Below are 25936 nucleotides of genomic sequence, written 5' to 3'. Positions count from 1 at the left end.
TCCATGCCCCTTATTGATGGCTGGCGAACAGCAGACGGTTATTGCGTTGCAACCAGAAAATTGCCAGCACCGCGAGGACGAACGGCGTCGCGGAGCGGTAGGGCGACAGCGTTGGAAGTAGGGTACACAGCGACTCGACCACGCCGATGAGCAGACCGGCGGCGAGGGTCAGCGACAAGGACTGCAGACGCCCGATGATCGCCGCCGCCAGCGCCGGGATGACCAGGAAGGTCAGCGCGCCGGCGTCCAATCTGACCAGTGCCCCCAGCAAGATTCCGCTGATGCCGGCCATCACGCCGCTGATAGACCAGGCCAGCACCTCGACCCGGATCACCCGGATCCCGACGATGGCAGAGAGCTGCCGGTGGCTGGCCAGGGCGCGCATGAGTAAGCCAATCCGGGTCCGGGCGAGAAACAGCGTGATAGCGGTGGTTAGCAGCAGGGTGGCGATAAACGCCAGTAGCCGTGTCAGGGTCAGGCGCACGCCCATCAGGTTGAACGCAATTGCGTCACTGGGCAGGTCCAGCCTGCGCGGGTTCGCGGGCCACAGGCTGTAGAGCAGCCCTAGCAGAATCAGCAGCACGCCGAGGGTGGCCATGGCCTTGATCACCGGTTCGCGGTGTTCCAGGCGCGGTGAAATCAGTAGGCCATAGCCCAGGGAAATCAACCCGGCCACCGCAACCCCGGCCAGCCAGCAGAGCGGCGCGAAGCCGCCCCACTGGCCCAGTTGCCAACTGATCAGCGCCGCCGCCGCTCCTATGGCGCCATAGGCCAGGTTGAGGACCCCAGTGGCCCGGTACAGCAGCACCAGTCCCACGCCGGATAAGGCATAGATCGAGCCGATTGCCAGGCCCGCCATCAGAAAGATCAGATAGCTATTCACGCGCCTTGTCCCGATTCATCCTGACGATAGATCGCCGGAATCTCGACCTCGAAGCAGCCTTCTAGGTCGCTGTAGCCGAGGTCTTTGACCTGCACCATCATTCCAGCATGGTTTGCCATGTGTTTGTCCCCGGTGCCAAAGGTCCAGGGCGCGCAGAGCAGGTCAGTGCGGTAGTCCTTCACGCCGCGGAGGGCCTCGCTGACCGAGGCGCGGTCGATCTGGTTCGGATCCATTTTGCGCAGGGTCTCGACGAAGATGTTCGCCGAGACAAATCCGGCCTGGGAGAACGTGTCGATCCGGTTGCTCGCCCGGCTGTCACCGACCCCGTACTTGGCCATCAATGCCCGCCAGCGTTTGGCGTCCGGGCCTTGGCCGTCGAGGCGGGTCAACTCGATTTGCACCGCCAGGTGGCCATCCCAGTAGTCACCCAGGGCCGCTGGAATTTTGTTGTCATAGAGCGGCGTGGCGGCAATCCATTTGTACTGGTCGCGCAGGTCCTGTTCCTGGGCTGCCTTCAGCACGCCCAGTCCAGCGCCGGCCGGCAGGTTGAGCAGGATGGTGTCCGGGTTGGCGGCCATGGCCTCAAGGATGACCCCGGTGAAATCCGCCGCCGCTGGGTCAAAGACTACAGAAACGCCTTCCAGGCCCTGTTGCTTGAGCCAGTCGTTGACCGCGTCACAGGACCAGACGCCGTTACTTGGGATATTCAGTCCGATGCATGCAACGCGCTTGCTGCCTTGTTTGCGCACAGACCACTGCACTGCGCCCAAGTTACTGGGCAGCGGACCCTGGTTGGTGGTGGCGATATTGCGCGCCTCGAAGCACTCGCGAACCGCACAGCCGGAGGCCATGGAAATGACTTTTTCCTGTTCATAGAGCTTTGCGTTCACCGACATTTCGATAAAGCTGCCGCTGCCAACCAGGGCGACTACCTTACGATCTTTGACTAGTTTGGAAGCTGCCTGGGCGGCTGTTTCCGGGTTCCACTTGTCGTCTTCGATGGCGTACTCGATGGGCCGACCACCGATCCCGCCGTTCTCGTTGACGCATTTGAAATAGGCACGGGCTGCTGCAGCCGCCGAGCTAAAGTCATCGGGGCCGGTCTTGCCGACGATAGCGCCGACGAGGATCGGCGTGCCACTTGCCGGCGCGCTGCCTGGCGGGCCGCAGAGAGTGGGTTCAGCTGCCAGTACCTGGCAGCCGTAAAGCAGACCAAGCAGGGGCAGCGAGTGCAGCCAGGTTGTCGAAAGATGGGTTTTCATAGAGTGCTCCACAAGGCAATGGGTGCAGGCGTGGCCGGGTAGACAGATGCCTGGAACCTGGCCATCAGGCACGCAAAGTCTGGCTTGCGGCCTGGTTTCGGGGTTCGGGGAAACGTTGAGATCAGATTGGAAAGACCAGCTTTAACCAGTAGGCATCGCCTTCGGCGCGGTTGCGCACGCTGCTTTCCTGTTGCCATTTGGCGCTGAGGAACCAGCCCTTGCCGCTGTCGTACTTGATAGAAGGCCCAATGGCGAACGCCCGGCCCTTGTTAGCGGTGAGCTCGTCGCCATCGGCGCGGTCGTCGGTGGTCTGGCGATAGAAATAACCACCCACTCCTACCACCCAGCTCGGTGATACCGCCCAGCCGACGGAATAGTCGAAGTGGAACTCCTGCCCGGAGCGGTAGTTCGTGGCACTGTTTTCGATGTTGAAGTCGTACATCATCTTGATGTCGGCGTTCAGGCCTGTGGGGTCGATGTACGACGCTGCGATGACCGGTTCGACCACCCAGTAGTTGCGGCCGATATTAGCCAGGTCGTGGCGGTCGTACTCGCCGGTTGGGGCGATCACGTCGAGCGCGATTAGGGAGTGCAGTTTGTCGCTGTGATGGAAACCCAGAGCCGAACCGAAGTACATATCGCCCAGACCTCGCTTGCTTTGGGACTGGCCGTTGAGATCGACCTTCATGTCCACCAGCGGCATGATCGAGTGGAACGCCAGTGACCCGCCCAATATTTTTTGATCGGTGACCCAGATCAGCCGTGGTGAAACGGCGTCTGCCCTTACCGAAAAATCAACCGGCACCTTGTTCCCATGATTGTCTCGCAGGGAATCGGCCTGATAGTGGCTGGCAAAGATCTGTGCGTAGAGTCCCGGAGGGGGCATCGCGGCTATCGCCCAGTTATCCGCGCCCATCGGCGCGCTGGAACCTCCGCCTTCGGTGGCCATAGCGGCCTGGCTTGTGAACAGTGCAAGCGAAGACAGGCAGGCGAAGCGCAAAGCGTTAAGACGGAGCATTGCCATGATTGATGTTTCCTTATTTTTGTTATTCGCCTTATCGGCAGGTACTGCCTTATCAATCCTTGTGCCAAGTTCACGAAAGTCTTGAAATACGATTAAATATGTTTAAAAACAATTGATTATGCATTTGGCCTGGCGTGACCTGACAGCCCTGGATCAAGCCGGGGTCAGCATTTGCTTAAGAAAAGTATTCAGGAGCGAATAAGTTTTAACGGAAGGTGAGAGCCGGACATTGGTGAGGTTTGCGTGTCATTGGATCGGTACTGTCGATGCCGACGCCGAATTGACCCAGGTTTCGAGATGTCACTGATGCAGTCTGTTCCTCGCGAACCATTACCTGTGGTGTCGATTTGGAGATGGGTCTGTCTTGCGCCGGCACCTGGGTCAATTCGGCACCGGCCTCAATACACTTCATGATTCGGCGTGCAGTCGAGCGCGGCGTGACGCCGGCCAGGCTTGCCAAGTCGTTGAGCGTCGACATCAGCCATATCATCAAGAAAATGAATCTGCTGGATGGCGTATGCGTTGAAGCGGCCGAGTTGCTTAAGGATCAGCACTTCTCCGCCGACTTCGGCGCGGCGTTTCGCAAACCCGCTCAACGACGATACCGCCGGCAACAGCCCGTCGGAAAATGCGCACCCAGACCCGCCGTCTGAGCCGGGACTGTGGCTGACTCATATCTGCTCCGACCTTTTCGTGTCGAAATAATATATTTCTCAGATGGTGCGTTGACGCTTACCCTCAAAAAAAACAAAAAAGAGCAGGTGGACTATGGCTTCAAATGAACGCTCAAAACATGTCACACAAGGTATTTCGAGATCGCCAAACAGAGCGATGTATTACGCACTAGGCTTCGAAGAGGCCGACTTCGATAAACCCATGATCGGGATAGCCAACGGGCAATCTACAATCACTCCCTGTAATGCAGGTCTTCAGCCACTTGCCGATGCCGCAACATTGGCAATCAAGACTGCAGGAGGCAACCCTCTCGTATTTGGCACTCCGACAATATCTGACGGTATGGCAATGGGAACAGAGGGGATGAAATATTCGCTCATATCTCGAGAGGTTATAGCTGATTGTGTTGAAACAGTAGTACAAGGTCAGTGGTTGGACGGCGTATTAGTGCTTGGCGGCTGCGATAAAAACATGCCTGGCGGAATGATCGGAATCGTCCGGACAAATGTTCCAGCGATCTACGTTTATGGTGGAACGATCAAACCCGGTCGTTGGAAGGACCAAGATCTGTCAATTGTCTCAGCGTTCGAAGCTGTAGGGGCATATATGGCTGGGGCGATGACCAAGGAAGACTTCGATGGAATTGAGCGTAATGCATGCCCGACTACCGGATCGTGTGGCGGGATGTATACGGCAAATACCATGAGTTCCTCTTTTGAAGCCCTCGGCATGTCCCTGCTAAACACGTCGACTCTAGCAAACCCTGATCCAGAAATTTTGATATCTGCAAAGCGTGCAGGCGAAGTATTGGTCGCAGCCGTTGAACGCAAACTAAAACCTCGGGAAATAATAACTCGAAAATCAATAGAAAACGCAGTGTCATTAATTATGGCGACTGGAGGTTCCACCAATGCCGTTTTACATTACTTAGCGATTGCAGATGCCGCCGAGGTGGATTGGACACTCGATGATTTCGAGCGAGTTAGGCGAAAGGTGCCTGTAATTTGTAATCTAAAACCATCCGGCGATTACATGGCTGTAGACCTTCAAAAAGCTGGGGGCATACCTCAAGTATTAAAAATCCTCTTAAATGCGGGTCTGCTGTTTGGCGAATGTATTACAATTACAGGTAGAACTCTCGCGGAAGAGTTAGCTCAAGTACCTGACCTTCCACCCCCTGATCAGAAGGTAATTTACCACATTCAGAACGCTCTATATCAGCACGGACATTTGGCCGTTTTGAAAGGCAATTTGGCCCCGAATGGTGCTGTCGCTAAAATATCAGGCTTGAAAAATCCCTCCATTACAGGTAGGGCTCGTGTTTTCGAAGACGAAGAATCTGCAATGAACGCCATCCTTGATGGGGTGATCGAAAGCGGAGATGTCATGGTGCTACGATATCTTGGGCCGAAGGGCGGCCCAGGAATGCCCGAAATGCTTGCCCCGACATCTGCGCTTGTGGGGCGAGGATTGGCCGAGAGCGTAGGTTTGATCACTGACGGACGATTTTCAGGTGGCACTTGGGGATTAGTCGTTGGGCATGTAGCACCTGAAGCCTACGTTGGCGGGCCAATTGCCCTAGTAGAAAATGGAGATATGATTACCATTGACGCTAGTAGTCTTACTCTAGAACTTCACGTTTCTGAAAAAGAGCTTAGAAACCGGCGCTCACTATGGACGCCTCCTCCTCAACGATATACGCGTGGCGTATTAGCTAAGTTTGCAGCATTAGTTAAGCCGGCCAATGAGGGGGCGAGCACGGGGTGAATAACAGGCCGCAATATAACTTCTGTATTAATTTATAAATATAAAAGGATTGCATATGCGCGCTATAATAATTCTCAGCAAGTTTCTCGGGAATACGTTTGCATACTGGGTTCTAATATTTGCAGTGCTATCATATCTTATGCCGCAGTGGTTCATCTTTCTAAAGCCTGCCATCATTCCGCTTTTGGGTTTAGTGATGTTTGGAATGGGCTTAACACTGAAAATCGAAGACTTTTCAGAGGTGATCCGGCATCCAGGAAGAGTCGCATTAGGTGTGATAGCACATTTTATTATTATGCCAGGGGTTGCGTGGTTACTGTGTCAGGTTTTCCATCTGCCTGCAGAAATTGCCATAGGGGTAATATTGGTTGGGTGTTGTCCTAGCGGAACCTCATCAAACGTTATGGCCTGGTTGGCCAAGGGGGACTTAGCCCTTGCCGTAGCTATTGCGGCGGTCACGACATTAGTTGCTCCAATTTTGACTCCGGCACTTATTTGGTTGCTTGCATCTGCCTATTTATCTGTCTCTTTTATAGATATGCTTTATTCGATACTACAGATGGTAATGTTGCCAATAATTTTGGGGGTTATGGCTCAGAAAATTATGGGGAGGAGGATAGATGTAGCAATTGACATACTACCTTTGATATCGGTAGTTAGCATAGTGATGATTGTCGCGGCGGTAGTCTCGAATAGTCAGTCAAAAATTGCTGAGTCCGGGCTTGTAATTATTGTCGTAGTTATTATACATAATACTTTTGGCTTCCTGCTCGGCTACTTTACTGCAAAACTCTTTAAGCTTCCGCTTGCGCAACGAAAATCTCTTTCCCTAGAGGTTGGTATGCAAAACTCCGGGCTCGGTGCTGCCTTGGCTAGCGCGCACTTTTCACCCATTGCCGCTGTTCCGAGTGCCTTGTTCAGTGTTTGGCATAATATATCTGGCGCACTTTTGTCCACGTACTTCAGGAAAATGAAAGAAGATTCACACTCGGATGTTAAGCCTGGTGAAAACGGAAGCACTAACAAAATACTTCAGTAGTTTGTATGTACTGCGGCCTCGAATTCTTGAGGCCGCGGTACAATAATAGAGGCTTATACAGCACTAATTTTATAAGTAAGCTACTTCCTATAACGTAAGAGCCAGCCCTACCAGCGCAGTGACCGCTGGAGATTCACCATGGGCATTCCAAGCTATAGCTGTCTCAATAGTTGGGCACGCCCCCTTGATACTGAAATAAAATACGCCCCGCCTAGTCAAATTTTTCATCGAGCTAGGAACTAACGCGTATCCCATGTTTTGCGATACCAAACTGATCATCGTTTGCATCTGAACGGCCTGTTGCCCGAACACTGGCTTAAGGCCTCTTAACTCAAAATAACGAATTATTAAATCATACAAGCCGGGAGAGAAGTCACGAGGAAAAAGGATTAGTGGTAGGGATATAACTGAGCTAAGCTCGATAAGATCTTCGCAATCTAAGTGTAATTGCCCCTGCAACATGTCTGCAGGGGCAGCAATCACCAGCGGCTCAGATTTTATGATCTTCGAATTTAGCTCGCTCGGAAGCACTGAATCATGAGATGGTATTATGATGCCGACATCTATGTCCCGACTAAGAAGCCCTCTAATTTGTAAGTCGGTTGTTGATTCTCGCAGCGTTACTTCAACCTGAGGAAACTTGTTTTTGTAGCTTGCAACAAGGCCGGGTAATACACTATAGATTGCGCTCCCTACAAAGCTTAAGCAAACCGTGCCTATCTCGCCTTTTTCTAAACGAAGAGCAACATTTGGCAAGTGTTCAACGTCGTGAAGAACACTTTTCACATACGGCAACCACAGTGCAGCGACCGGAGTTAGTGATACGTTCCTCTTGTTTCGATCAAACAAACGAAAGCCTAGTTTTTTCTCAAGGTCTAAAATACTTTGACTAAGTGGTGGCTGGGTCATGCTGAGCCGCTCCGCGGCGCGACCAAAATGTAGTTCATCAGCTACAGTAACAAAGTGTCGAAGTTGTCGCAGGTCTTTCGTATTCATCGCCGCTCTTCCGGTAAATTAATTGTTTTTGTCCGTAAAAATTGATAATGAAATTTAATAAATAAAGGAAAAAACTCGGGAGCCTAGTTAATCCATTGTGATCCATAAGCCTCATGCGGTCTTGTAAGCTTAAGGAGGCGCCTGATACATCTAAAGAGCTCACGCATTGAACAAAATCCCCCCCTCTTTACCCTCAGGCATGTGAAACGCCGACTCCAAAATACTATCGGCTGTAGGGTTGTAGCCAAACAACGGTTATTAGCAAACCACCTGCATGAGGACTATTCCGCAAATAGTTCCACTTGAGTCTCGAATACAGAAACTCAGCTTAGAACCAAAAAAGCGTGCATCACCCTCCTGTTATGCAGGATTTAACACAACACGCCCCATAAAGGGAGTGGCAAGGTAGCGCCTGTGGACATAACAGATTCTCAATCGGGATGAGCTAGCAATAGGACTATAAATGTGCGGCGAGAATCATGTAAGTACTAACAAAAAGGGAAGTTGGTGATTTCATAGATTCAGCATAAACATCGGCTGACTCGGAGCCGAGGATATGCTCGGGCGACATTGACAAATGAGTACAGGCGATTACTATTAACTCTTGTTTTTAAGAGCTAATGACACAATGGGACTCAAAAATCTTGACGCTAGCATTGTGGACTCACAGATCCCAATCGCTGACAAGCTCTCCCGAGGTAATATTATGGCCTCGGCGTGCCCATCTAGAAAAATACTCAAGCACCTGACGAGTCAGTGGGGGGTTCTAGTTTTAGTTACTTTACTTGGAGGGACTCATAGATTTGGCGCACTTAGAAAAAAAATCGATGGAGTAAGTGAACGAATGCTCGTCCAAACTTTACAATCGCTCGAAAGTGATGGCATGCTGCTGCGACAAGATTTCAGCACTAACTCTCCACATGTAGAATATACCCTAACCGAGCTTGGTATTACTGCTGCAGAGAAGATTCAGAGCCTGGTCGATTGGATCGAGTGCAACGTCAACGTGATTGTGGATGTCAAAGAAAAAGGAACTAGCGACAATTAATAGCGAATTGTTGTTTTTTAACTGCATGCGCGTTATTTGATTGCGCTGCGTAATGTTGCAATAAGGCTGTTGTGCTATAGGTTTTTCGGAGTATAGCCAAATATTTTAATCTAATATTGATGTTCGCAAGCTTATGTACTAACTTTTCAGTCATTTCTGTAGGGGGATTTAGTTTATATCTTAATGTTGAACTGCCACCGGAACGCATCGCCCTGGCTCAATGATTTTGGGAACCAGGGATAATTTGTTCTTTGTACTTATCTTTAAGTTAGTCATAGCGTAACGATTTACCTATCACCTAATATAAAGGGGGAGCGGTGCTCCTGTCTTTTGTGGAGCTTGTTTATGGAGTGTTATTGTGATGGATCGCTCCAGGCCCACCGCAATACATCCCCAATCAAAGATGCAATATGATTATAATTGTGCCCGCCCTCGCCTTGTTCAAAACGGTAAGTGTACTCTTTGTATTCAAGAGATGATGCCAACTGTTCATTAGCCAGCCTCCAGTTACCAAATACTGTATCTAAATCGCTTTTACCATCCTGCAAGTAAACTCTAATCGACTTCTTTTTACTGTGCCTGACAAGGGATATATAAGAGTCTGCTCCTCGAATATTTACAAAGCTTCCTATTGACGATATGACTATCCCAAATGAATCAGGGCGATGCCATGCCACACCAAATGCACCTGCGCCGCCAGAGCTAGCTCCCATAATTGCACGATGTCTTGGATCCTTGGAGATGTTGTATTCATTTTCTACAGTTGGAAGAATTTCTTTGATAAGAAAATTTGCGTAATCAGAATTTACAGAGTCGTACTCAACGCTTCTATTGCCCTCTCCGCCATAAATGGGAAGTCCAACCCCACTATGTGATGGATTAATAAACACACCTATAATTGGTGGTATTTTCTTATCATGTATCAAATTGTCAAGTGCGGTAGGTGCCGAGAGCGAGTATTTAGCGTCGTCGTTGCTCAGGTATGATGAGCCATCTAGGAAAACCATTAATCGTGTGCACTCACACTCATTGTATTGAGCGGGAACATAAATCCAGAAATCATGGTTTTTAGCGCCATATTTTTTGCTGTCTGTCGAGACGTATTTTTTTATAAAACCCTGCGGGATGCCAGGTGTCCGGGTAAGTTCAGGGGCTGGTGGGTAATAACCGCCGTCCTTTAAATACTCTAATACATCCTTGTCAGGGATTCCTGGGAAGTCAAGTCGGATTCTCTTTTCAAAATTATCCATGTGCTATCTTAAACCTTTTAGTAAATGGTAGTATTTTGGTCTTTTATTTATATAAATAGCCTTCTGCTTGAAGGCGGCATGTTGCTCGGGCATATTTAATTAAATATTGGGCAGCGTTATGTGGTTCCTTAAACAACTGCCTATCTGAGCGATTGAATAGCAAGCTTCTACTTTTGCGCCAATGCCACTCGAACAGATGATGAAAGGGCTGTTGTAGGGTGTCCGATTATTTTGGATAAAGACTTGTCACTTGAATATAGTGCATTTTTAGATGCTCCGTCATCCCAAGATGCAATCGCTTTTGCAAAATTTTCTTCTACGCCAGCCTCGATAAGAGCTTCAGCGTAGCTTTTTTCAGGAATATCTACATAGGGAATCGCCCTACCAATTTGTTTGGAAATTTCTGCTGCCAGTTCTTGAAGCGTATAGGCATGATCTCCCGCTAACTCGTAGGTTTTCCCTTCATGTCCATTCGTCGTAAGTACTACCGTCGCTGCTTCGGCATAATCCTTGCGCGGAGCTGATGAGATACGTCCTGTTCCGGCAGATCCATAGAGCGCCTCATTAGTGAGTGCGGCGGGAACCGAAGCGGTGTAATTCTCGGTATACCAGCCGTTGCGGAGTACTGTATAAACGACACCAGATGCCTTGAGGTCTGCCTCAGTTTGAACGTGCTCCGCAGCTAGACTTAACGGGGACGTATCTGCACTAAGCAGGCTTGTGTATACGATACGCCTGACTCCCGCCTCCTTAGCCGCTCGGATGACATTTGCGTGCTGCCTGACACGCTGACCAATGGCATTACTCGAGATCAAAAGCAGAACCTCAACTCCATTGAGAGCGCTTGCGAGCTTGTCAGGAGTTTCATAGTCAAAACTCCGCGCCTCCACTCCAAGCGAAGACGCAGCCTCTCTATCACGTACCAAAGCGACAATTTTTTCATTTGATGATTTCATTTTTAGCTGATTCACGACCAGGCGACCTAGCTGCCCAGTGGCTCCGGTAATGGCGATAGTCATAACAAGTTATCCATCGTTTTAAATAGAAATGTCACTCTAAAAGTAAAATTTTAATTTTGTAAGTACGCACAAAAAGGGAAGCTGGTACGCAATTATCTGATATCAGTTGTTGCTTCGGTTTCAAATCATTTTTTTAATTTTTTCGTTACCGATAAAATTCAGGTGTTTAGCATCGACCTGAAGTATTTCTGTTGTCGGCGCTGAATGAAAACAAACCCACCCTGCCGATTGAAAATTGACCCAAGGCGGATTGCTGATTTTCGCATCAGCAATTGTGGATAAGCCTAGCAGCAGTGTCCCGCTGACATCGGCACTGAGCCCCTCCGCATGCAGGCATGCGGAAGGTTATTAAACGGCTCATCGTCCTCGGAGCCGTCATCGCGCTTGCGCTTTCGCTCACGTGATTTGATCTTTGTCTGGGCGACCAAGCTGCTGTGTTGCAGGTGGTAGGACTCGTTGCCCGCTTCGACGATGTGGTAGTGGTGTGTCAGCCGATCCAGCAATGCCTTGGTCATCTTGGCGTCGCCGAATACACTCGACCATTCTGATAACCTGAGGTTGGCCGTGATCACAACGTTGGTGTGCTCGTACAGCTTGGACAGAGGTGAAATAACAGGGCTCCGCTGCTCTGGCTGAAGGGCAAATACCCAGTTCATCGAGTATCTCCAGGTCTGTCTGTAGCCGCCCTTGAGCAATTGGGCCTGCCTTACCCTCGTACTTTTTCAGGGAAGGTGATTGTCAGTCAGCCTCACGTCGAGCTGGATCGTAGGATAGTGGGCGAGAAAGGGCGCCACTAATGGTGCATGGTAGCGGCGCCCGAATGCGACTGGCGCGGTGAGTTTGAGGGGGCCGCTGGATGTGGCGTCCAGCTCCGCGACCACGCGCATGGTGTCATCGAAGTCGGCGATTGGCGTGGTTGCTCGTTCAAGATAGAGGCTGCCGACCTCGGTCAGGCTGATTTTGTGGATCGAGCGGTGGAGTAGGGGCACGCCGAGGGCGCCTTCGAGCTGTGAAATCTTTCTCGCTACTGTCGAGGTGGAGACGTGGCTTTCCTTGGCGACTGCTGAAAAGCTGCCGGCCTCGATCACCTTCATGACGCTCCTCATCGCGCCTAGATCGTCACTGCTGGAGTCTTTCAACTCGGATTTCATTGATGATCTGTCTTTGCAGAATTCGCAAAACCGATTTCGATTTTACAAAAAACCGGTCTTCTACGCAAAGGTATAGAATCGATCTGGCTCGGATTGCTGCGGGTAAGTCACGTGCTTTGTTAGAAAATCATCTGTTGGTTATGAAATTCGACTCGGCAATTCAAGTAACAAGCTCAACTGTCAAGGCAGCAACTTATCGTAGCTCCCTCTGGGCATACGCAGCAGAGGCGTTGAGAGCGAATATCATCACGGAAAAATGATAGAGATAATCGATGTGATGGCTGGCTTGGCCGTTATCGATTGCTTCGACCCTCGCTCAAAATGCTTTCCTAACTATTACAACAATCGCTTCCAAAGAAGCATGTATCAAGGAGACGCTCATGAAGCACGTCAGCAAAAGTGCCGGCGCACAGACCGGTCATTCTGACCCCTCCCATGTCAGTAACGAAGATCTCTTCGCATCACATGAAGCTGGATACGAGAAAAAGCTTAAACCCCGACATGTGCAGATGATTGCCATGGGCGGTGCGATCGGTACGGGTCTTTTCTTGGGAGCGGGCGCACGTCTGCAGATCGCAGGGCCTGCTCTCGCAGTAACCTATCTTGTCTGCGGGATCTTTGCTTTCTTCATCATGCGTGCCTTGGGTGAACTGGTGATGCACCGGCAAACGACCGGGAGCTTCGTCTCTTATGCCCGCGAGTTTCTAGGCGAGCGATCCTCTTTTGTCGCGGGTTGGATGTACTACCTTGCATGGGCAACTACCGGTATTGTCGATATTACCGCAATCGCGATTTACATGAAATATTGGGGAGCATTTTCCGATGCCCCTCAGTGGGTTTTCGCGCTTGGCTCACTGGCAATCGTGACCGTGATCAATATGATCGGAGTAAAATACTTTGGAGAGCTGGAGTTCTGGTTTTCCTTGATAAAAGTGGTTGCCATAAGTCTTTTTTTAATAGTAGGTGTAGTGTTTTTGGCAAGCGGACATCCTATTGATGGTCACGCGACCGGATTGCACTTAATCGCAGAAAATGGAGGCATCTTTCCCCATGGCTTGATACCCGCCGTACTTATTATTCAGGGTGTGATATTTGCTTATGCAAGTATCGAGCTCGTGGGTGTAGCGGCCGGTGAAACTGCGAACCCGGAAAAGGTCCTACCGAAGGCGATCAACACCATCATGTGGCGCATAGGCCTGTTTTATGTGGGATCGGTAGTCTTGTTGACCTTGCTCCTACCATGGACAGCCTACAGTGGCTCGGAAAGCCCGTTCGTAACCTTCTTCGGTAAGCTTGGTGTGCCTTACATGGGCACTATAATGAATATCGTCGTGCTTTCGGCTGCGTTTTCGAGCTTGAACTCAGGATTGTATTCTACCGGACGCATTCTTCGCTCCCTTGCCATGGGCGGCTCGGCACCAGGTTATGTATCTCGAATGAACTCCCGAGGTGTTCCCTACGCCGGGATCTTGGTTACTGTCGCTGTCATCGCCATCGGTATACCACTGAACTACCTTGTCCCAACCCACGCATTCGAGGTGGTGTTGAACGTAGCCGCGCTTGGTATTATTTCGACATGGGGCTTCATCGTGTTTTGTCAAATTCGATTCCGTCAGGCGGTGAAGCGGGGGGATATAAGAGGTGTTTCGTTCCGCATGCCAGGTGCACCCTTTACTTCGTGGGCGACGCTTGTTTTTCTTCTCGTTGTGGTCATTCTCATGGCGTTTGACTACCCGAGCGGGACCTCTACGGTAGCGATGATTCCAGTGCTAGCGGTCGGTCTGACTTTAGGCTGGCGCCTTACCAAGAATCGGACTCAGGTTGCTGCAGTTTCCGATCTCCCCGCCTCTCATAGCAAGGCCTGATGAGCTAAGCATGAATCGAGGCCGCTCTACAGAGCGGCCTCTCCTATTGACTGGCACTGATCTGCTCGGTTTTGTTAGGTCGGCTAAGTGGATCGGGTTAGCTAAAACACATAGATGAACGCCCGCTTCTTGCCCTGAGTGTGTAAAAACGCCCAAAGCCTCATCGTCTTGGATTTTCGACGTTCGTTGGTTGTGCACCTCGCCTGCCGCCACGCTGAACTTCGAGCCCACAGGATCGGTGGTGAATACGTTGCGCTTTTCGATCTGGTAGATCGCCGCGTCGGCGCTCAGCTGAGGCCAATGCAGCCAATGAAACGCTCGAGCGGGTAGGTATGGCCATTAATCGCATCATTGACATAAACCTGAAGATTGCCGCGGACGACGAAGAACAGAGTGCAACGAGAGGAAATCTATCGCAACTCGACGTACATCCGCGATATCAGTCTTGAAACATCCGGCAGTGCGGACAAGCAGGTTCGTCAATGCTCAGTGATGGTGGACCCCGTCGGTCTGCAAGACAATCTTCTCAGTCCCTTAAGGATTTGCATTTCGCCATTGAGAGTATCAACCGTGGGTCTACGCGGGCATTGGCCCCTTAGCACATGGGATGATTCCAACAATGCCAAATGTTCAGGCTATAGAACAGTTACAGATCACAAAAACAACTATTCCACCGAGGTAAGAAAGATGAGTGCGGCTTCCCTGTATCCCGTTCGTCCCGAGGTTCTGGCCAATACGCTGACTGATGAGGCGACCTACAAGGCCATGTACCAGCAGTCGGTCGTTAACCCGGACGGCTTCTGGCGCGAGCAAGCCAAGCGCCTCGACTGGATCAAGCCTTTCACCACGGTGAAACAGACTTCTTTCGACGATCACCATGTCGACATCAAATGGTTCGCCGACGGCACCCTGAACGTTTCCTACAACTGCCTCGACCGTCATCTGGCCGAGCGCGGCGATCAAATCGCGATTATTTGGGAAGGGGATGACCCTGCCGAAAGCCGCCACATCACCTACCGCGAGCTGCACGAACAAGTCTGCAAGTTCGCCAACGCCTTGCGCGGCCAGGATGTACACCGCGGCGACGTGGTGACTATCTATATGCCGATGATCCCTGAAGCCGTGGTCGCCATGCTGGCGTGTACCCGGATCGGCGCGATTCACTCGGTGGTGTTCGGTGGTTTCTCGCCGGAAGCCCTGGCGGGTCGGATCATCGACTGCAAATCGAAAGTGGTGATCACGGCCGACGAAGGCATTCGTGCCGGCAAGAAGATCCCGCTCAAGAGCAACGTCGACGACGCGCTGACCAACCCGGAAACCAGCAGCATCCAGAAAGTCATCGTGTGCCAGCGCACCGGTGGCGACATCAAGTGGAACCAGCATCGCGACATCTGGTTCGAAGACCTGATGAAAGTGGCGGGCAGTGTCTGCGCGCCGAAAGAAATGGGCGCTGAAGAAGCACTGTTCATCCTTTATACCTCCGGTTCGACCGGTAAGCCGAAGGGCGTGCAACACACCACCGGCGGTTATCTGCTGTACGCGGCGATGACCCACGAGCGTGTGTTCGACTACCGTCCGGGCGAAGTCTACTGGTGTACCGCCGACGTCGGTTGGGTCACCGGCCACAGTTACATCGTCTACGGCCCGCTGGCCAATGGCGCGACCACGCTGCTGTTCGAAGGTGTGCCGAACTATCCGGACATCACCCGGGTGGCGAAGATCGTCGACAAGCACAAGGTCAATATCCTCTACACCGCACCCACCGCGATCCGCGCGATGATGGCGTCGGGCAAGGCCGCTGTTGAAGGCGCTGATGGCAGCAGCCTGCGACTGTTGGGTTCGGTCGGTGAGCCGATTAACCCGGAAGCGTGGGATTGGTACTACAAGAACGTCGGCCAATCCCGTTGCCCGATCGTCGACACTTGGTGGCAGACCGAAACCGGCGGCAACATGATGAGCCCGCTGCCGGGCGCTCACGGCCTCAAGCCGGGTTCGGCGGCACGTCCGTTCTTCGGTGTAGTGCCGGCGTTGGTGGACAACCTGGGCAACATCCTCGAAGGCGTGGCCGAGGGCAACCTGGTGATCCTCGATTCGTGGCCAGGCCAGGCGCGTACGCTGTTTGGCGACCATGACCGCTTCGTCGATACCTACTTCAAGACCTTCCGTGGCATGTATTTCACCGGTGACGGCGCCCGTCGCGATGCCGATGGTTACTACTGGATCACCGGTCGCGTGGATGACGTGCTCAACGTCTCCGGCCACCGCATGGGCACCGCCGAGATAGAAAGCGCAATGGTCGCGCACCCGAAAGTCGCCGAAGCGGCGGTGGTCGGCGTGCCGCACGACATCAAGGGGCAAGGCATTTATGTGTATGTCACCCTGAAAAACGGCGAAGAGCCGAACGAGCAACTGCGCCTGGAACTGAAGAACTGGGTGCGTAAAGAGATCGGTCCGATTGCCTCGCCGGATGTCATTCAGTGGGCGCCGGGGCTGCCGAAAACCCGTTCGGGCAAGATCATGCGACGGATTCTGCGCAAGATTGCCACGGCCGAATATGAGGGGCTGGGGGATATTTCCACCCTGGCCGATCCTGACGTAGTGCTGAAACTGATCAACACGCACCGAAGCATGAGTGAATCGCCCCGGATTTCGTAGATAAATCCAAAAGTCATTTTCTAAGCGGATTTTACTAAGTGCCCATCGTCCACATCGGGTCGAATGGCGACCACCACCCGTTGTGACTGATCCACACTTGTCCTCCCTCAACTGGGAGGACGAGCCATGAACACTATTGCTATAGCCATCAGCCTTGGAACAAGGGAAAGCTTGTCAGGTAGAAAGCCCCGCTCCGAGTAAGAGATATCTGGGCATCCGGGTAAGACTTCAGCTTGCTGAGAAGACACGTGATTTGGCGTTATTCAACTTGGCCACCTACGGCAAGCTACGTGCCAGTGACTTAACCAAACTGCGAGTGCGAGACATAGCCCATGAGAAGCATGTGTCGTCACGGGCTAGCGTGATGCAGCTGAAAACCCAGCATCCAGTGCAATTTGAAATTACTGAGCAAAGGCGAACAGTTCTGGAGGGCTGGATGCATCGGGCGCATCTCCGCAGCGAGGACTTCTTGTTTCCAGCCCGGTTGCACGACTAAGACCATCTCTACCAGACAATACGCTCGAATGTTCAAAGCGTGGGCGACATCTATCGTAGGACAAAGAACATGAGAGCTGTCCAACTCCTGCTTAGTCATACGCAGCTGGAAAGCACTGTCAGATACCTGGGAATCGAGGTCGATGGTGCCCTGGAAATGGCGGAGCAGACAGGAGTATGACCACCCGCCGCGACGGTCAATGCTAGACCGTCGCTATCCGACCCAGGCTGTGTGAAAACACTCGCAATTGTCTAATCTTCTGATCGTCGAGATCGTAGCGGGGCGATCATGAAGCGATTTATTGAGGGTGAGGCTCGGACGCAAGTCACCTTGCATCTGGAGTGTCTGGACAATTACGTAGCCGGAGAAACCAGCGCGCGTGGTCGATGTTTTCGTCGATGAACTCGACCTGGGCGCACTCGGTTTTGAGGGCGTCGATCCTGCCGCAACTGGTCGTTCGGCCCATCACCCTGCGGTGTTGCTGAAGATCTATATCTACGGCTATTTCAATCGGACTCAGTCCAGCCGCCGTCTTGAGCGCGAGGCCGAGCGCAGCGTCGAGTTGATGTGGCTAACGGTGCGTCTGGTTCCGGACTTCAAAACCACTGCCGACTTTCGCAAGGACAACGGCAAAGCCATTCGCAGCGCCTGCCGCCAGTTCATAGTGCGTTGTCGCAACCTCAATCTCTTCTCCCAATCGATCATCGCCATCGACGGTAGCAAATTCAAAGCCGTCGATAATCGCGACCGTAATTTAACTCAGGGCAAGGTGAAGGCTCGCATATAGCAGATCGAGCAGAGCATTGAACGATATCTGGCGGCGATGGGTTCGGCTGATCGGGCAACGCCCGAAGTGGCCGAGGCCAAATTGGAGCGGCTTAAAGAAAAGATAGAAACACTGAAAAAGCAGATGCAGAAACTCAAGGAAATCGAGACGTTGCTCCACGAAAGTCCAGACCAGCAGATATCCCCCACAGGCCCAGATGCACGCTCAATGGCCACGAGCGGCCGAGGCACCGGAACGGTTGGCTACAACGTACAAACAGCTGTTGACGACAAACACCATCTGATAATTGCCCATGAGGTGATCAACGTTGGTAATGATCGTGGGCAACTGAGCAATATGGCGAACCAAGCCTCTGCGGCAAACTCCTCTTTCGGCGGGACTTTCACCCAAAAGATTGCGCCCATGCTGGGCGCACCAAAAATAAACCCGGAACTCAGTCCGGGTCTATTTCACAGCCGGCCGTCGATCAATGCAGGATCTGGCTCAGGAACAGCTTGGTGCGTTCATTCTGCGGGTGGTCGAAGAAGTCGTTCGGCGCGGCCTGTTCGACGATTTCACCCTTGTCCATGAAGATCACGCGGTTGGCCACGGTGCGGGCGAAGCCCATTTCGTGGGTCACGCAGAGCATGGTCATGCCGTCTTCGGCCAGGCCGATCATGGTGTCCAGTACCTCTTTCACCATCTCCGGGTCGAGTGCCGAGGTCGGTTCGTCGAACAGCATGATCTTCGGCTTCATGCACAGCGCGCGAGCGATCGCCACACGCTGTTGCTGACCACCGGACAGTTGCCCCGGGTACTTGTGCGCCTGCTCAGGAATGCGCACACGCTCCAGGTAATGCATGGCGATTTCTTCGGCCTTGCGCTTGGGCATCTTGCGCACCCACATCGGCGCCAGGGTGCAGTTCTGCAGGATGGTCAGGTGCGGGAACAGGTTGAAGTGCTGGAACACCATGCCGACTTCGCGACGGACCGATTCGATCTGTTTGAGGTCGTTGGTCAGCTCCACGCCATCAACCACGATGCGGCCCTGCTGGTGTTCTTCCAGACGGTTGAGGCAACGGATGGTGGTGGACTTACCCGAACCCGACGGGCCGCACAGCACGATACGCTCGCCTTGTCTGACGTTGAGGTTGATGTCTTTCAACACGTGGAACTGGCCGTACCACTTGTTAACGCCCTGCATCTGGATAATGCCTTCAGGGCTCACAGGCTGTTTGATCGCTTCGCTCATAACAACAACTCCTAACGCTTGTGGCCTGTGTCGAGCTTGTGTTCCAAATGAATGGAATAGCGCGACATACCAAAACAGAAAATCCAGAACACCAGGGCGGCGAACACGTAGCCTTCAGTGGCCATGCCCAACCATTTCGGGTCGGCGGCGGCTTGCTTGACACTGTTGAGCAGGTCGAACAAACCGATGATGATCACCAGGCTGGTGTCCTTGAACAACGCGATGAACGTGTTGACGATGCCCGGGATCACCATCTTCAGGGCTTGCGGCAAAATCACCAGACCCATGCTGCGCCAGTAACCCAGGCCCATCGCCGCAGCCGCTTCGTATTGCCCCTTGGGAATCGCCTGCAAGCCACCGCGCACCACTTCAGCGACGTAGGCCGACTGGAACAAAATCACGCCGATCAGCGCCCGCAGCAGTTTGTCGATGCCCATGCCTTCGGGCAGGAACAACGGCAGCATCACCGAGGACATGAACAGCACAGTGATCAACGGCACGCCGCGCCAGAATTCGATGAAAGTCACGCAGACCACTCGAATCGCCGGCATGTTCGAGCGCCGCCCCAGCGCCAGCACAATGCCCAACGGCAAGGCGCCGGCAATGCCGACCGTGGCGATGACCAGGGTCAGCATCAGGCCACCCCACTGGCTGGTGGCCACGTTGGTCAGGCCGAAGATCCCGCCGTGCAGCAGGAAGTAGGCAATGATCGGGTAAAACACCAGAAAGCTCAGGCCGTAGATCGCCTTGCGTTGAAAACGCGAGATGAACAACGGCGCCACGCCGACGATGGCCAGCCCCACGGTCAGGTCCACGCGCCAGCGCAGGTCGCCGGGGTAGTAGCCGTACATGAACTGCCCGAAACGCTGTTGGATAAACACCCAGCAGGCGCCTTCTTTAGTGCAATCGGCGCGTGTGGTCCCGACCCAGTTGGCGTCGATAATCGCCCACTGCAGGATCGGCGGCACGATCAGGTAAATCAGGTAGAACGCCAATAGTGTCAGCAGGGTGTTGAGCCAGCTGGAAAACAGGTTGGCGCGCATCCACGGAATCGGCCCGAAGACTTTGCTCGGAGGTGGCATATCAGGTTTGAACGTATGCGAACTCATGTGCGTTTCCTCACCGCTCGATCAGCGCTATGCGCTTGTTGTACCAGTTCATCAGCAGGGAAATGCTGATGCTGATCGCCAGGTACACGCTCATGGTGATGGCAATAACTTCGATGGCCTGGCCGGTCTGGTTGAGCACCGTGCCCGCAAACAACGAAACCATTTCCGGGTAACCGATACCGGCAGCCAGCGAGGAGTTTTTCGCCAGGTTCAGGTATTGGCTGGTCAGCGGCGGAATGATCACCCGCAAGGCTTGCGGGATGATCACCTTGCGCAGCGTCGATCCAGGGCGCAGGCCCAGGGAGCGCGCGGCTTCGGTCTGGCCGTGGCTGACGGACTTGATGCCCGAGCGCACGATCTCGGCAATAAACGCCGCCGTGTAAACGGTAAGCGCCAGGGTCAACGCCAGCAACTCAGGGATCAACACCCAGCCGCCAACGAAGTTGAAGCCCGAAAGCTTGGGCATTTCCCAGTGCAGCGGCGCGCCGAAGATCAAGGTGCACAATGCCGGGATCACAATTAACAACGCCAGGCCGGCCCAGAACTTGTGGAACGGCACGCCGGTGGCTTCAAAGCGCTTGTTGGCCCAGCGCGCCATCAGCACGATGGCGACGATCGCCACCACTACGCTGGCCACAAACGGCCAGAACCCATCAGCGGCCAGCGCTGCCGGCATGTTCAGGCCACGGCTGCTGACAAAGAAGGTGTCGCCGAAGTTATGGCTGTTGCGCGGCCCTGGCATGGTCAGGAACACCGCGAAGTACCAGAACAGGATCTGCAGCAGCGGCGGGATGTTGCGGAACACTTCCACATACACCGTCGCCAGCTTGTTGATCATCCAGTTGGGCGACAAGCGCGCCACGCCGATGACGAAACCCAGCAGTGTCGCCAGGATCACGCCAATGAATGTCACCAGCAAGGTGTTGAGCAAACCGATCACGAAGACCCGGGCATAGCTGTCCGATTCGGTGTAGTCGATCAAATGCTGCGCGATGCCGAAGCCGGCACTGCGCTCAAGAAAGTCGAAACCCGAGGTAATACCTCGGTGCTGAAGGTTGGTCTGGGTATTGTTGAAAAGATAAAAGCCTAGCGAGATCACCACCACAATCGTGATGATCTGGAAGAGCCACGCACGCACTCTGGGATCGCTGAAGCTGAACATCCGCTTTGGTGCGCCGATTTGATTTTGCATGAAGTGCCCCGGAAAGAATGGAACAGAACATCACCCGGTGGTTGGGCCACCGGGTAACAGAACCATCAGCGATCAGCGCACAGGAGGTGCGTATTGAATGCCGCCATTGTTCCAGAGGGCGTTCAGGCCGCGGTCGATTTCCAGCGGGGTGCTCTTGCCGAGGTTGCGCTCGAACACTTCGCCATAGTTACCAACTTGCTTGACGATCTGGACAACCCAGTCTTTCTTCACTTTCAGGTCTTTGCCGTATTCGCCGTCAGCACCGAGCAGGCGCGCAACGTCCGGGTTCTTGGTGGATTTGGCTTCAGCTTCGACGTTTTTCGAGGTGATTCCAGCTTCCTCAGCGTTGAGCATGGCGTAGCCAACCCAGCGCACGATGGCCAGCCACTCGTCGTCGCCGTTACGCACGACTGGGGCCAGTGGTTCCTTGGAAATGGTTTCCGGCAGCACAACGTAGTCCTTCGGCGAGGCCAGCATTGTGCGTTGAGCGAACAGTTGGGACTTGTCGGAGGTCAGCACGTCGCAACGGCCGGACTCCAGCGACTTGGCGCTTTCTTCAGTGGTGTCGAAAGTGATCGGGGTGTATTTCAGACCATTGCCACGAAAGTAGTCGGAAACGTTCAACTCGGTGGTAGTACCGGCCACAATGCAAATAGTCGCGCCATCCAGTTCCTTGGCACTTTTCACGCCCAGTTTGTTGTTAACCAGGAAGCCTACGCCGTCGTAATAAGTGACGAAGCCAGGAAATTTCAGCCCCATGCCGGCGTCACGGGAACTGGTCATGGTGGTGTTACGCGACAGCAGATCGACCTCGCCGGACTGCAGTGCGGTAAAACGCTCTTTGCCATTCAGTTGGGTAAATTTGACCTTGGTCGCATCACCAAACAGGGCAGCAGCAACAGCACGGCAGAAGTCAGCATCAATGCCAACCATCTTGCCGGTAGAATCCGGAACCGAGAATCCCGGCAATCCGTCGCTGACACCGCACTGCACGAAACCTTTCTTCTGCACCGCATCCAGGGTTGCACCCGCCTGAGCGAACCCACTGACACCGAGTACTGCAGCTGCAGTTACCACGGCCAGGGTGGATTTAAACGTCTTCATTCGAACCTCCAATTTTGCTCTTATTGTTGTAATAGTCAGGAACGCGCTTTGAGCGAGAGTCGAGGCAACCAGTGATGGCAACTCCCAGCCATCAGATATCATTTTTCCATGATGATATTCGCTCTCAACACCCCTTCTGCAATGGGTGTGTACTGGGGGAACTACGATAAAATGTTGCGCATATGGTGAATTACCGAGTCGAATTTTCATAACCAACAGATGGTTTCGAACGGAGTGCGTGACTTACCCGCGCAATTCGAGTCAGACCGATTCTATACCTTTGCGTAGAAGACCGGTTTTTTGTAAAATCGAAATCGGTTTTGCAAATTATGCAAAGACAGGTCATCAATGAAATCCAAGTTGAAAGACTCCAGCAGCGACGATCTAGGCGCGATGAGGAGCTTAATGAAGGTGATCGAGGCCGGCAGCTTTTCAGCAGTCGCCAAGGAAAGCCTCGTCTCGATCTCAACAGTAGCGAGAAAGATCTAACAGCTTGAAGGCGCCCTGGACGTGCCCCACCGCTCGACCCCAAGGCCGGCAGCCTCATCTTGAACGAGCAACCACCCTAATCGTCGACTTCGATGAGCCCATGCGACGAATCGCATGGAGCTGAACATGCCACGAGATTTCGAGTTCTCGCGGAATAATTGGGCAGTGAAAGATGCGGATTTATACCGCTTCCTGTTCCGAAATGTGCGCCAGCGCGGAACCGTGTTCGGACCGCCCGAACATCGACCCTGGCTTCGGCGAGATGCCGTTCCAGCCCGGGTCGGCCCAGTTTATGAGGCTATTTCGGCAGGCCGCTGACAATGCAGGTCTGCGTTGAACAGCATTGCAGGCTTTCCCGACGGGCGATGAATCCCTTCGATCTCAGGGATGGTTAGACTAGCAGCGTTGCGCTGAAAGAATTGCTCCCCCCTCGATGCTTTCGGGTGCCCGGACGAGTGATACCGGTCGATCGTGTAACAAGGGCAAAACCCAGTCGGCCACTCTGACGTAATAACCGGCTAATCGACTAATTGTTGGCGCTTGGTCAGGCCGGTCGATGGATTCTATCACCCGCTTGCCGGTGACAATTGTTTCTAGAAAGATCAAAATAGCTTGTAAATATCATCGTCAATTTTGCTGGTGCGAATGATCTCCCTGCAAGGTCTGCGGCTCTTTACAGTCACTACTAATTGAAACTAAAATCCTCATGAGAATTTATATACGATCTGACCATCTCAACGAAATGCGATAACTGGGATGAGCGGTTGTCGGTCCGCCAAACAAGCTCCCAATTCTGCTTGATGTTCAAATCAGAAATTTCCATGAATAGCACAGAATCTGGGGCATAGGGTTTGGTTGACTCTGGGAGTACCGTACAGCCCATACCTGCTGCAACCAGAGTTAGCATAGATGCTACATCAACGCCATTGACCGAAGCTTTCGGTATGAACCCCGCGTTGAAGAAGCAATGGATCATCTCATCATGCCAAGAAGGTGCGGCATTTCGGGGTAGCCATATAAACTCCTCCTTGTTCAGATCTCGTAAAAATTTAGGTTTGCCCCTTCTCCATTCCCAGTCTGCGGGGTACGCCAGTAACATTTTTTCTGAATAGACTGGAATTCCCTCGAAACCAGGATCGTCTAGTGGCCTAAAGAGCGAAAACCCAGCATCTAATTGACCATTCAATAACATGCTTAATTGGTTGTTTGAAACAAGATGACGTAACGTTACCGAAACGCCTGGTACCTCTCGTCGATAAGTTCTTAGAACTTCTGCAATTATTGGTGCCACAATGGGAATTGAGGGAAGGGCAATGGAAAGATGTCCAATTTCCCCTCGTCCAGCTCTTTTAGCACGTTCCATAGCCGCGCTGGAATCATCGAGAAGCCGGCGTGCATCCGTGAGTAACTGCTTTCCTGCGTCAGTCACCAATACTCCTCGCGTCGTTCGTTCGAACAGCGCCGTTCCAAGCTCCTCTTCTAATGCCTGGATTTGTCGCGTCAATGCGGGTTGCGCAATGTGAACCGTTTGAGCGGCAAGGCTGATGCTGCCGTGCTCAGCGACGGATACGAAATAACGTAATTGTCGGAGATCCATGGGGATACCTTTGCGGCATAGCGGTGATCATTTATCGGTATTTTACGGCATATCTGGCGCCGCTTACTATCGTTCTAATTCCGTAAAGGGCGCACCTGCAGCATGACACAGCTCATCGTTGACAAAATGAATTCCGAATTTGGCGCTTATCGAGCACTGCGTCGAGACATACACGCTCATCCAGAGTTGGGCTTTGATGAACATCGTACTGTAAGTGTGATTTGCAAGGAGCTTGATAAGCTCTCGATCGAATACCATATGGGGATCGGTAAAACGGGAATTGTCGGGATAATTCGGGGAGCTCAAACCTCTAGTGGTCGGGCGATCGGGTTACGGTCTGATATGGATGCGCTTCCGATTCGGGAATGCACCAATCTTGATTACGCGTCAGTTAGCGATGGGCGAATGCACGCCTGCGGTCATGATGGACACGTAGCTATGCTGCTGGCCGCAGCGGCCTATTTGCAAAGCACTAAAAATTTCAACGGTACCGTGTATCTAATTTTTCAACCAAACGAAGAGGGCTTGAAGGGCGGTTTAGAAATGGTGAAGGACGGCTTATTTGAGCGGTTTCCTATGCAGCAAATTTATGCCATTCATAATTGGCCGTCCCTGCCTCTCGGTTCAGTATCTATTCCAGTCGGTGCAGTAATGGCAGCCTCTGATGTACTTAAGATCCGAATTCAGGGAAAAGGTGGACATGGGGGCATAGCTCCTCAGCGGACGGTGGATCCAGTTTTGATTGCCGGGCATGTGATAGTCGCTGCGCATTCGATAGTAAGCAGAAATTTAGACCCTCTAGATGTGGGTGTTATCAGCCTGTGCAGTATTGCCAGCGGCAGCTTAACCGCATGCGCGGTCATTCCTGAAGAGGCTGTTATAACTGGAACAGCAAGATCAGTTCGCCCCGAGGTTCAAAAACTTATCGAGACACGCCTTCGTGATACTGTCGAAAGTATCGCTCGAGGGTTGGGAGGCACCGCGTCACTGGAGTATAGCCGAGGGGCACCCGTGACTTGGAATTCCGAGGCCGAGGCGCTTCTTGCACGCCGCGCTGCTGTGGATGTGGTCGGCGTAGAAAACGTAGTCGCACATCCTCTTCCTAGCCTTGGCGGAGAGGACTTTTCTTTCATGCTCCGCGAGTGCCCTGGCGCCTATATCCATTTAGGGACGGGGGATAATGCGCACCCGCATGATCTTCATAGCTCGAACTTTGATTTCAATGACGATGCGTTACCAATCGGTGCCTCCCTACTCGCTCGGATAGCTGAATTAAGCTTGCCTTTGAATCAATAGT

21 protein-coding genes and 3 pseudogenes are annotated in these 25936 nt (G+C 52.7%); 10 read left to right on the top strand and 14 right to left on the bottom strand.

Features of this window, described 5'->3' with window-relative positions:
- Positions 1-10 precede the first annotated feature (10 nt).
- The 3 genes from OC605_RS13690 to OC605_RS13680 all read right to left on the bottom strand — a co-directional run bounded on the left by OC605_RS13690 (position 11) and on the right by OC605_RS13680 (position 3169).
- The gene (locus tag OC605_RS13690) at positions 11-883 is read right to left on the bottom strand and encodes a branched-chain amino acid ABC transporter permease (protein ID WP_262137716.1); all 873 of its coding nucleotides are present in this window, start codon (positions 881-883) and stop codon (positions 11-13) included.
- The gene (locus OC605_RS13685; protein ID WP_262137714.1) at positions 880-2145 is read right to left on the bottom strand and encodes an ABC transporter substrate-binding protein; all 1266 of its coding nucleotides are present in this window, start codon (positions 2143-2145) and stop codon (positions 880-882) included. The genes OC605_RS13690 and OC605_RS13685 overlap by 4 nt, the downstream gene beginning before the upstream one ends.
- Positions 2146-2266: 121 nt before the next feature.
- Entirely contained in the window at positions 2267-3169 is a 903-nt protein-coding gene (locus OC605_RS13680; protein WP_410055998.1) for a transporter, read from the bottom strand.
- Positions 3170-3579: 410 nt separating this feature from the next.
- On the opposite strand from OC605_RS13680, the gene OC605_RS13675 reads away from it, so the two are divergent.
- The 3 genes from OC605_RS13675 (at position 3580) to OC605_RS13665 (ending at position 6650) form a co-directional block, all read left to right on the top strand.
- Complete coding sequence (locus tag OC605_RS13675; protein WP_262137711.1) at positions 3580-3822, top strand: hypothetical protein; 243 nt, start codon at positions 3580-3582, stop codon at positions 3820-3822.
- A 115-nt stretch (positions 3823-3937) separates the two neighbouring features.
- Complete coding sequence (ilvD, locus tag OC605_RS13670; RefSeq protein ID WP_262137709.1) at positions 3938-5611, top strand: dihydroxy-acid dehydratase; 1674 nt, start codon at positions 3938-3940, stop codon at positions 5609-5611.
- Between the two features lie 55 nt (positions 5612-5666).
- The gene (locus OC605_RS13665; protein WP_262137707.1) at positions 5667-6650 is read left to right on the top strand and encodes a bile acid:sodium symporter family protein; all 984 of its coding nucleotides are present in this window, start codon (positions 5667-5669) and stop codon (positions 6648-6650) included.
- Positions 6651-6737: 87 nt separating this feature from the next.
- Here OC605_RS13665 and OC605_RS13660 read toward each other — a convergent pair whose 3' ends face one another.
- On the bottom strand, positions 6738-7646 hold the full coding sequence (locus tag OC605_RS13660; protein ID WP_262137705.1) for a LysR family transcriptional regulator: 909 nt from the start codon (positions 7644-7646) through the stop codon (positions 6738-6740).
- Positions 7647-8274: 628 nt separating this feature from the next.
- On the opposite strand from OC605_RS13660, the gene OC605_RS13655 reads away from it, so the two are divergent.
- Positions 8275-8694, top strand: coding sequence for a winged helix-turn-helix transcriptional regulator (locus OC605_RS13655; protein WP_262137703.1), 420 nt, complete (start codon positions 8275-8277; stop codon positions 8692-8694).
- Between the two features lie 353 nt (positions 8695-9047).
- On the opposite strand, the gene OC605_RS13650 is transcribed toward OC605_RS13655, so the two are convergent.
- From OC605_RS13650 to OC605_RS13635, 4 genes and pseudogenes are all read right to left on the bottom strand, one after another.
- A complete protein-coding gene (locus OC605_RS13650) occupies positions 9048-9944 on the bottom strand; it encodes an alpha/beta hydrolase (RefSeq protein WP_262137702.1) in 897 nt (298 codons plus the stop codon).
- A 167-nt stretch (positions 9945-10111) separates the two neighbouring features.
- Positions 10112-10963 carry an SDR family oxidoreductase gene (locus OC605_RS13645; RefSeq protein WP_262137700.1) on the bottom strand — a complete coding sequence of 284 codons (852 nt, stop codon included), beginning with the start codon at positions 10961-10963 and terminating at the stop codon, positions 10112-10114.
- Positions 10964-11343: 380 nt separating this feature from the next.
- Positions 11344-11686, bottom strand: a pseudogene (locus OC605_RS28020) (ATP-binding protein); the annotation flags it as partial.
- Positions 11686-12114 carry a LysR family transcriptional regulator gene (locus OC605_RS13635; protein ID WP_262137699.1) on the bottom strand — a complete coding sequence of 143 codons (429 nt, stop codon included), beginning with the start codon at positions 12112-12114 and terminating at the stop codon, positions 11686-11688. The pseudogene OC605_RS28020 and the gene OC605_RS13635, both read right to left, overlap by 1 nt.
- A gap of 380 nt (positions 12115-12494) precedes the next feature.
- Between OC605_RS13635 and OC605_RS13630 the strand changes: the two genes are divergently transcribed.
- The 4 genes and pseudogenes from OC605_RS13630 to OC605_RS13615 form a co-directional block, all read left to right on the top strand.
- Complete coding sequence (locus OC605_RS13630; protein WP_262137696.1) at positions 12495-13979, top strand: amino acid permease; 1485 nt, start codon at positions 12495-12497, stop codon at positions 13977-13979.
- A gap of 687 nt (positions 13980-14666) precedes the next feature.
- A complete protein-coding gene (acs, locus tag OC605_RS13625) occupies positions 14667-16634 on the top strand; it encodes an acetate--CoA ligase (RefSeq protein ID WP_262137694.1) in 1968 nt (655 codons plus the stop codon).
- A gap of 206 nt (positions 16635-16840) precedes the next feature.
- Positions 16841-17310: pseudogene (locus OC605_RS13620) on the top strand (tyrosine-type recombinase/integrase).
- A gap of 108 nt (positions 17311-17418) precedes the next feature.
- Positions 17419-18277 (top strand): annotated as a pseudogene (locus tag OC605_RS13615) (transposase); the annotation flags it as partial.
- 106 nt (positions 18278-18383) lie between these two features.
- Here the strand turns inward: OC605_RS13615 and OC605_RS13610 are convergent.
- From OC605_RS13610 to OC605_RS13595, 4 genes are all read right to left on the bottom strand, one after another.
- Complete coding sequence (locus OC605_RS13610) at positions 18384-19148, bottom strand: amino acid ABC transporter ATP-binding protein (RefSeq protein ID WP_262137692.1); 765 nt, start codon at positions 19146-19148, stop codon at positions 18384-18386.
- A gap of 11 nt (positions 19149-19159) precedes the next feature.
- On the bottom strand, positions 19160-20257 hold the full coding sequence (locus tag OC605_RS13605) for an amino acid ABC transporter permease (RefSeq protein ID WP_262137690.1): 1098 nt from the start codon (positions 20255-20257) through the stop codon (positions 19160-19162).
- A 10-nt stretch (positions 20258-20267) separates the two neighbouring features.
- On the bottom strand, positions 20268-21449 hold the full coding sequence (locus tag OC605_RS13600; protein WP_262137688.1) for an amino acid ABC transporter permease: 1182 nt from the start codon (positions 21447-21449) through the stop codon (positions 20268-20270).
- A gap of 72 nt (positions 21450-21521) precedes the next feature.
- Positions 21522-22553 (bottom strand): amino acid ABC transporter substrate-binding protein, encoded by a 1032-nt coding sequence (locus OC605_RS13595; RefSeq protein ID WP_262137686.1) that lies wholly within the window; start codon positions 22551-22553, stop codon positions 21522-21524.
- Between the two features lie 348 nt (positions 22554-22901).
- Here OC605_RS13595 and OC605_RS13590 point away from each other — a divergent pair, with 348 nt between their 5' ends.
- The gene (locus OC605_RS13590; RefSeq protein ID WP_262137684.1) at positions 22902-23042 is read left to right on the top strand and encodes a LysR family transcriptional regulator; all 141 of its coding nucleotides are present in this window, start codon (positions 22902-22904) and stop codon (positions 23040-23042) included.
- Between the two features lie 396 nt (positions 23043-23438).
- On the opposite strand, the gene OC605_RS28180 is transcribed toward OC605_RS13590, so the two are convergent.
- Positions 23439-23612, bottom strand: coding sequence for a hypothetical protein (locus OC605_RS28180; protein ID WP_410056000.1), 174 nt, complete (start codon positions 23610-23612; stop codon positions 23439-23441).
- 115 nt (positions 23613-23727) lie between these two features.
- The gene (locus OC605_RS13585) at positions 23728-24639 is read right to left on the bottom strand and encodes a LysR family transcriptional regulator (protein WP_262137682.1); all 912 of its coding nucleotides are present in this window, start codon (positions 24637-24639) and stop codon (positions 23728-23730) included.
- Between the two features lie 102 nt (positions 24640-24741).
- Between OC605_RS13585 and OC605_RS13580 the strand changes: the two genes are divergently transcribed.
- Positions 24742-25935 (top strand): amidohydrolase, encoded by a 1194-nt coding sequence (locus OC605_RS13580; RefSeq protein WP_262137681.1) that lies wholly within the window; start codon positions 24742-24744, stop codon positions 25933-25935.
- Position 25936 lies beyond the last annotated feature (1 nt).

It is taken from the genome of Pseudomonas sp. Marseille-Q5117 (assembly GCF_946901175.1).
Lineage (GTDB): Bacteria > Pseudomonadota > Gammaproteobacteria > Pseudomonadales > Pseudomonadaceae > Aquipseudomonas > Aquipseudomonas iranensis.
This window is presented reverse-complemented; position numbering and strand designations above follow the sequence as displayed.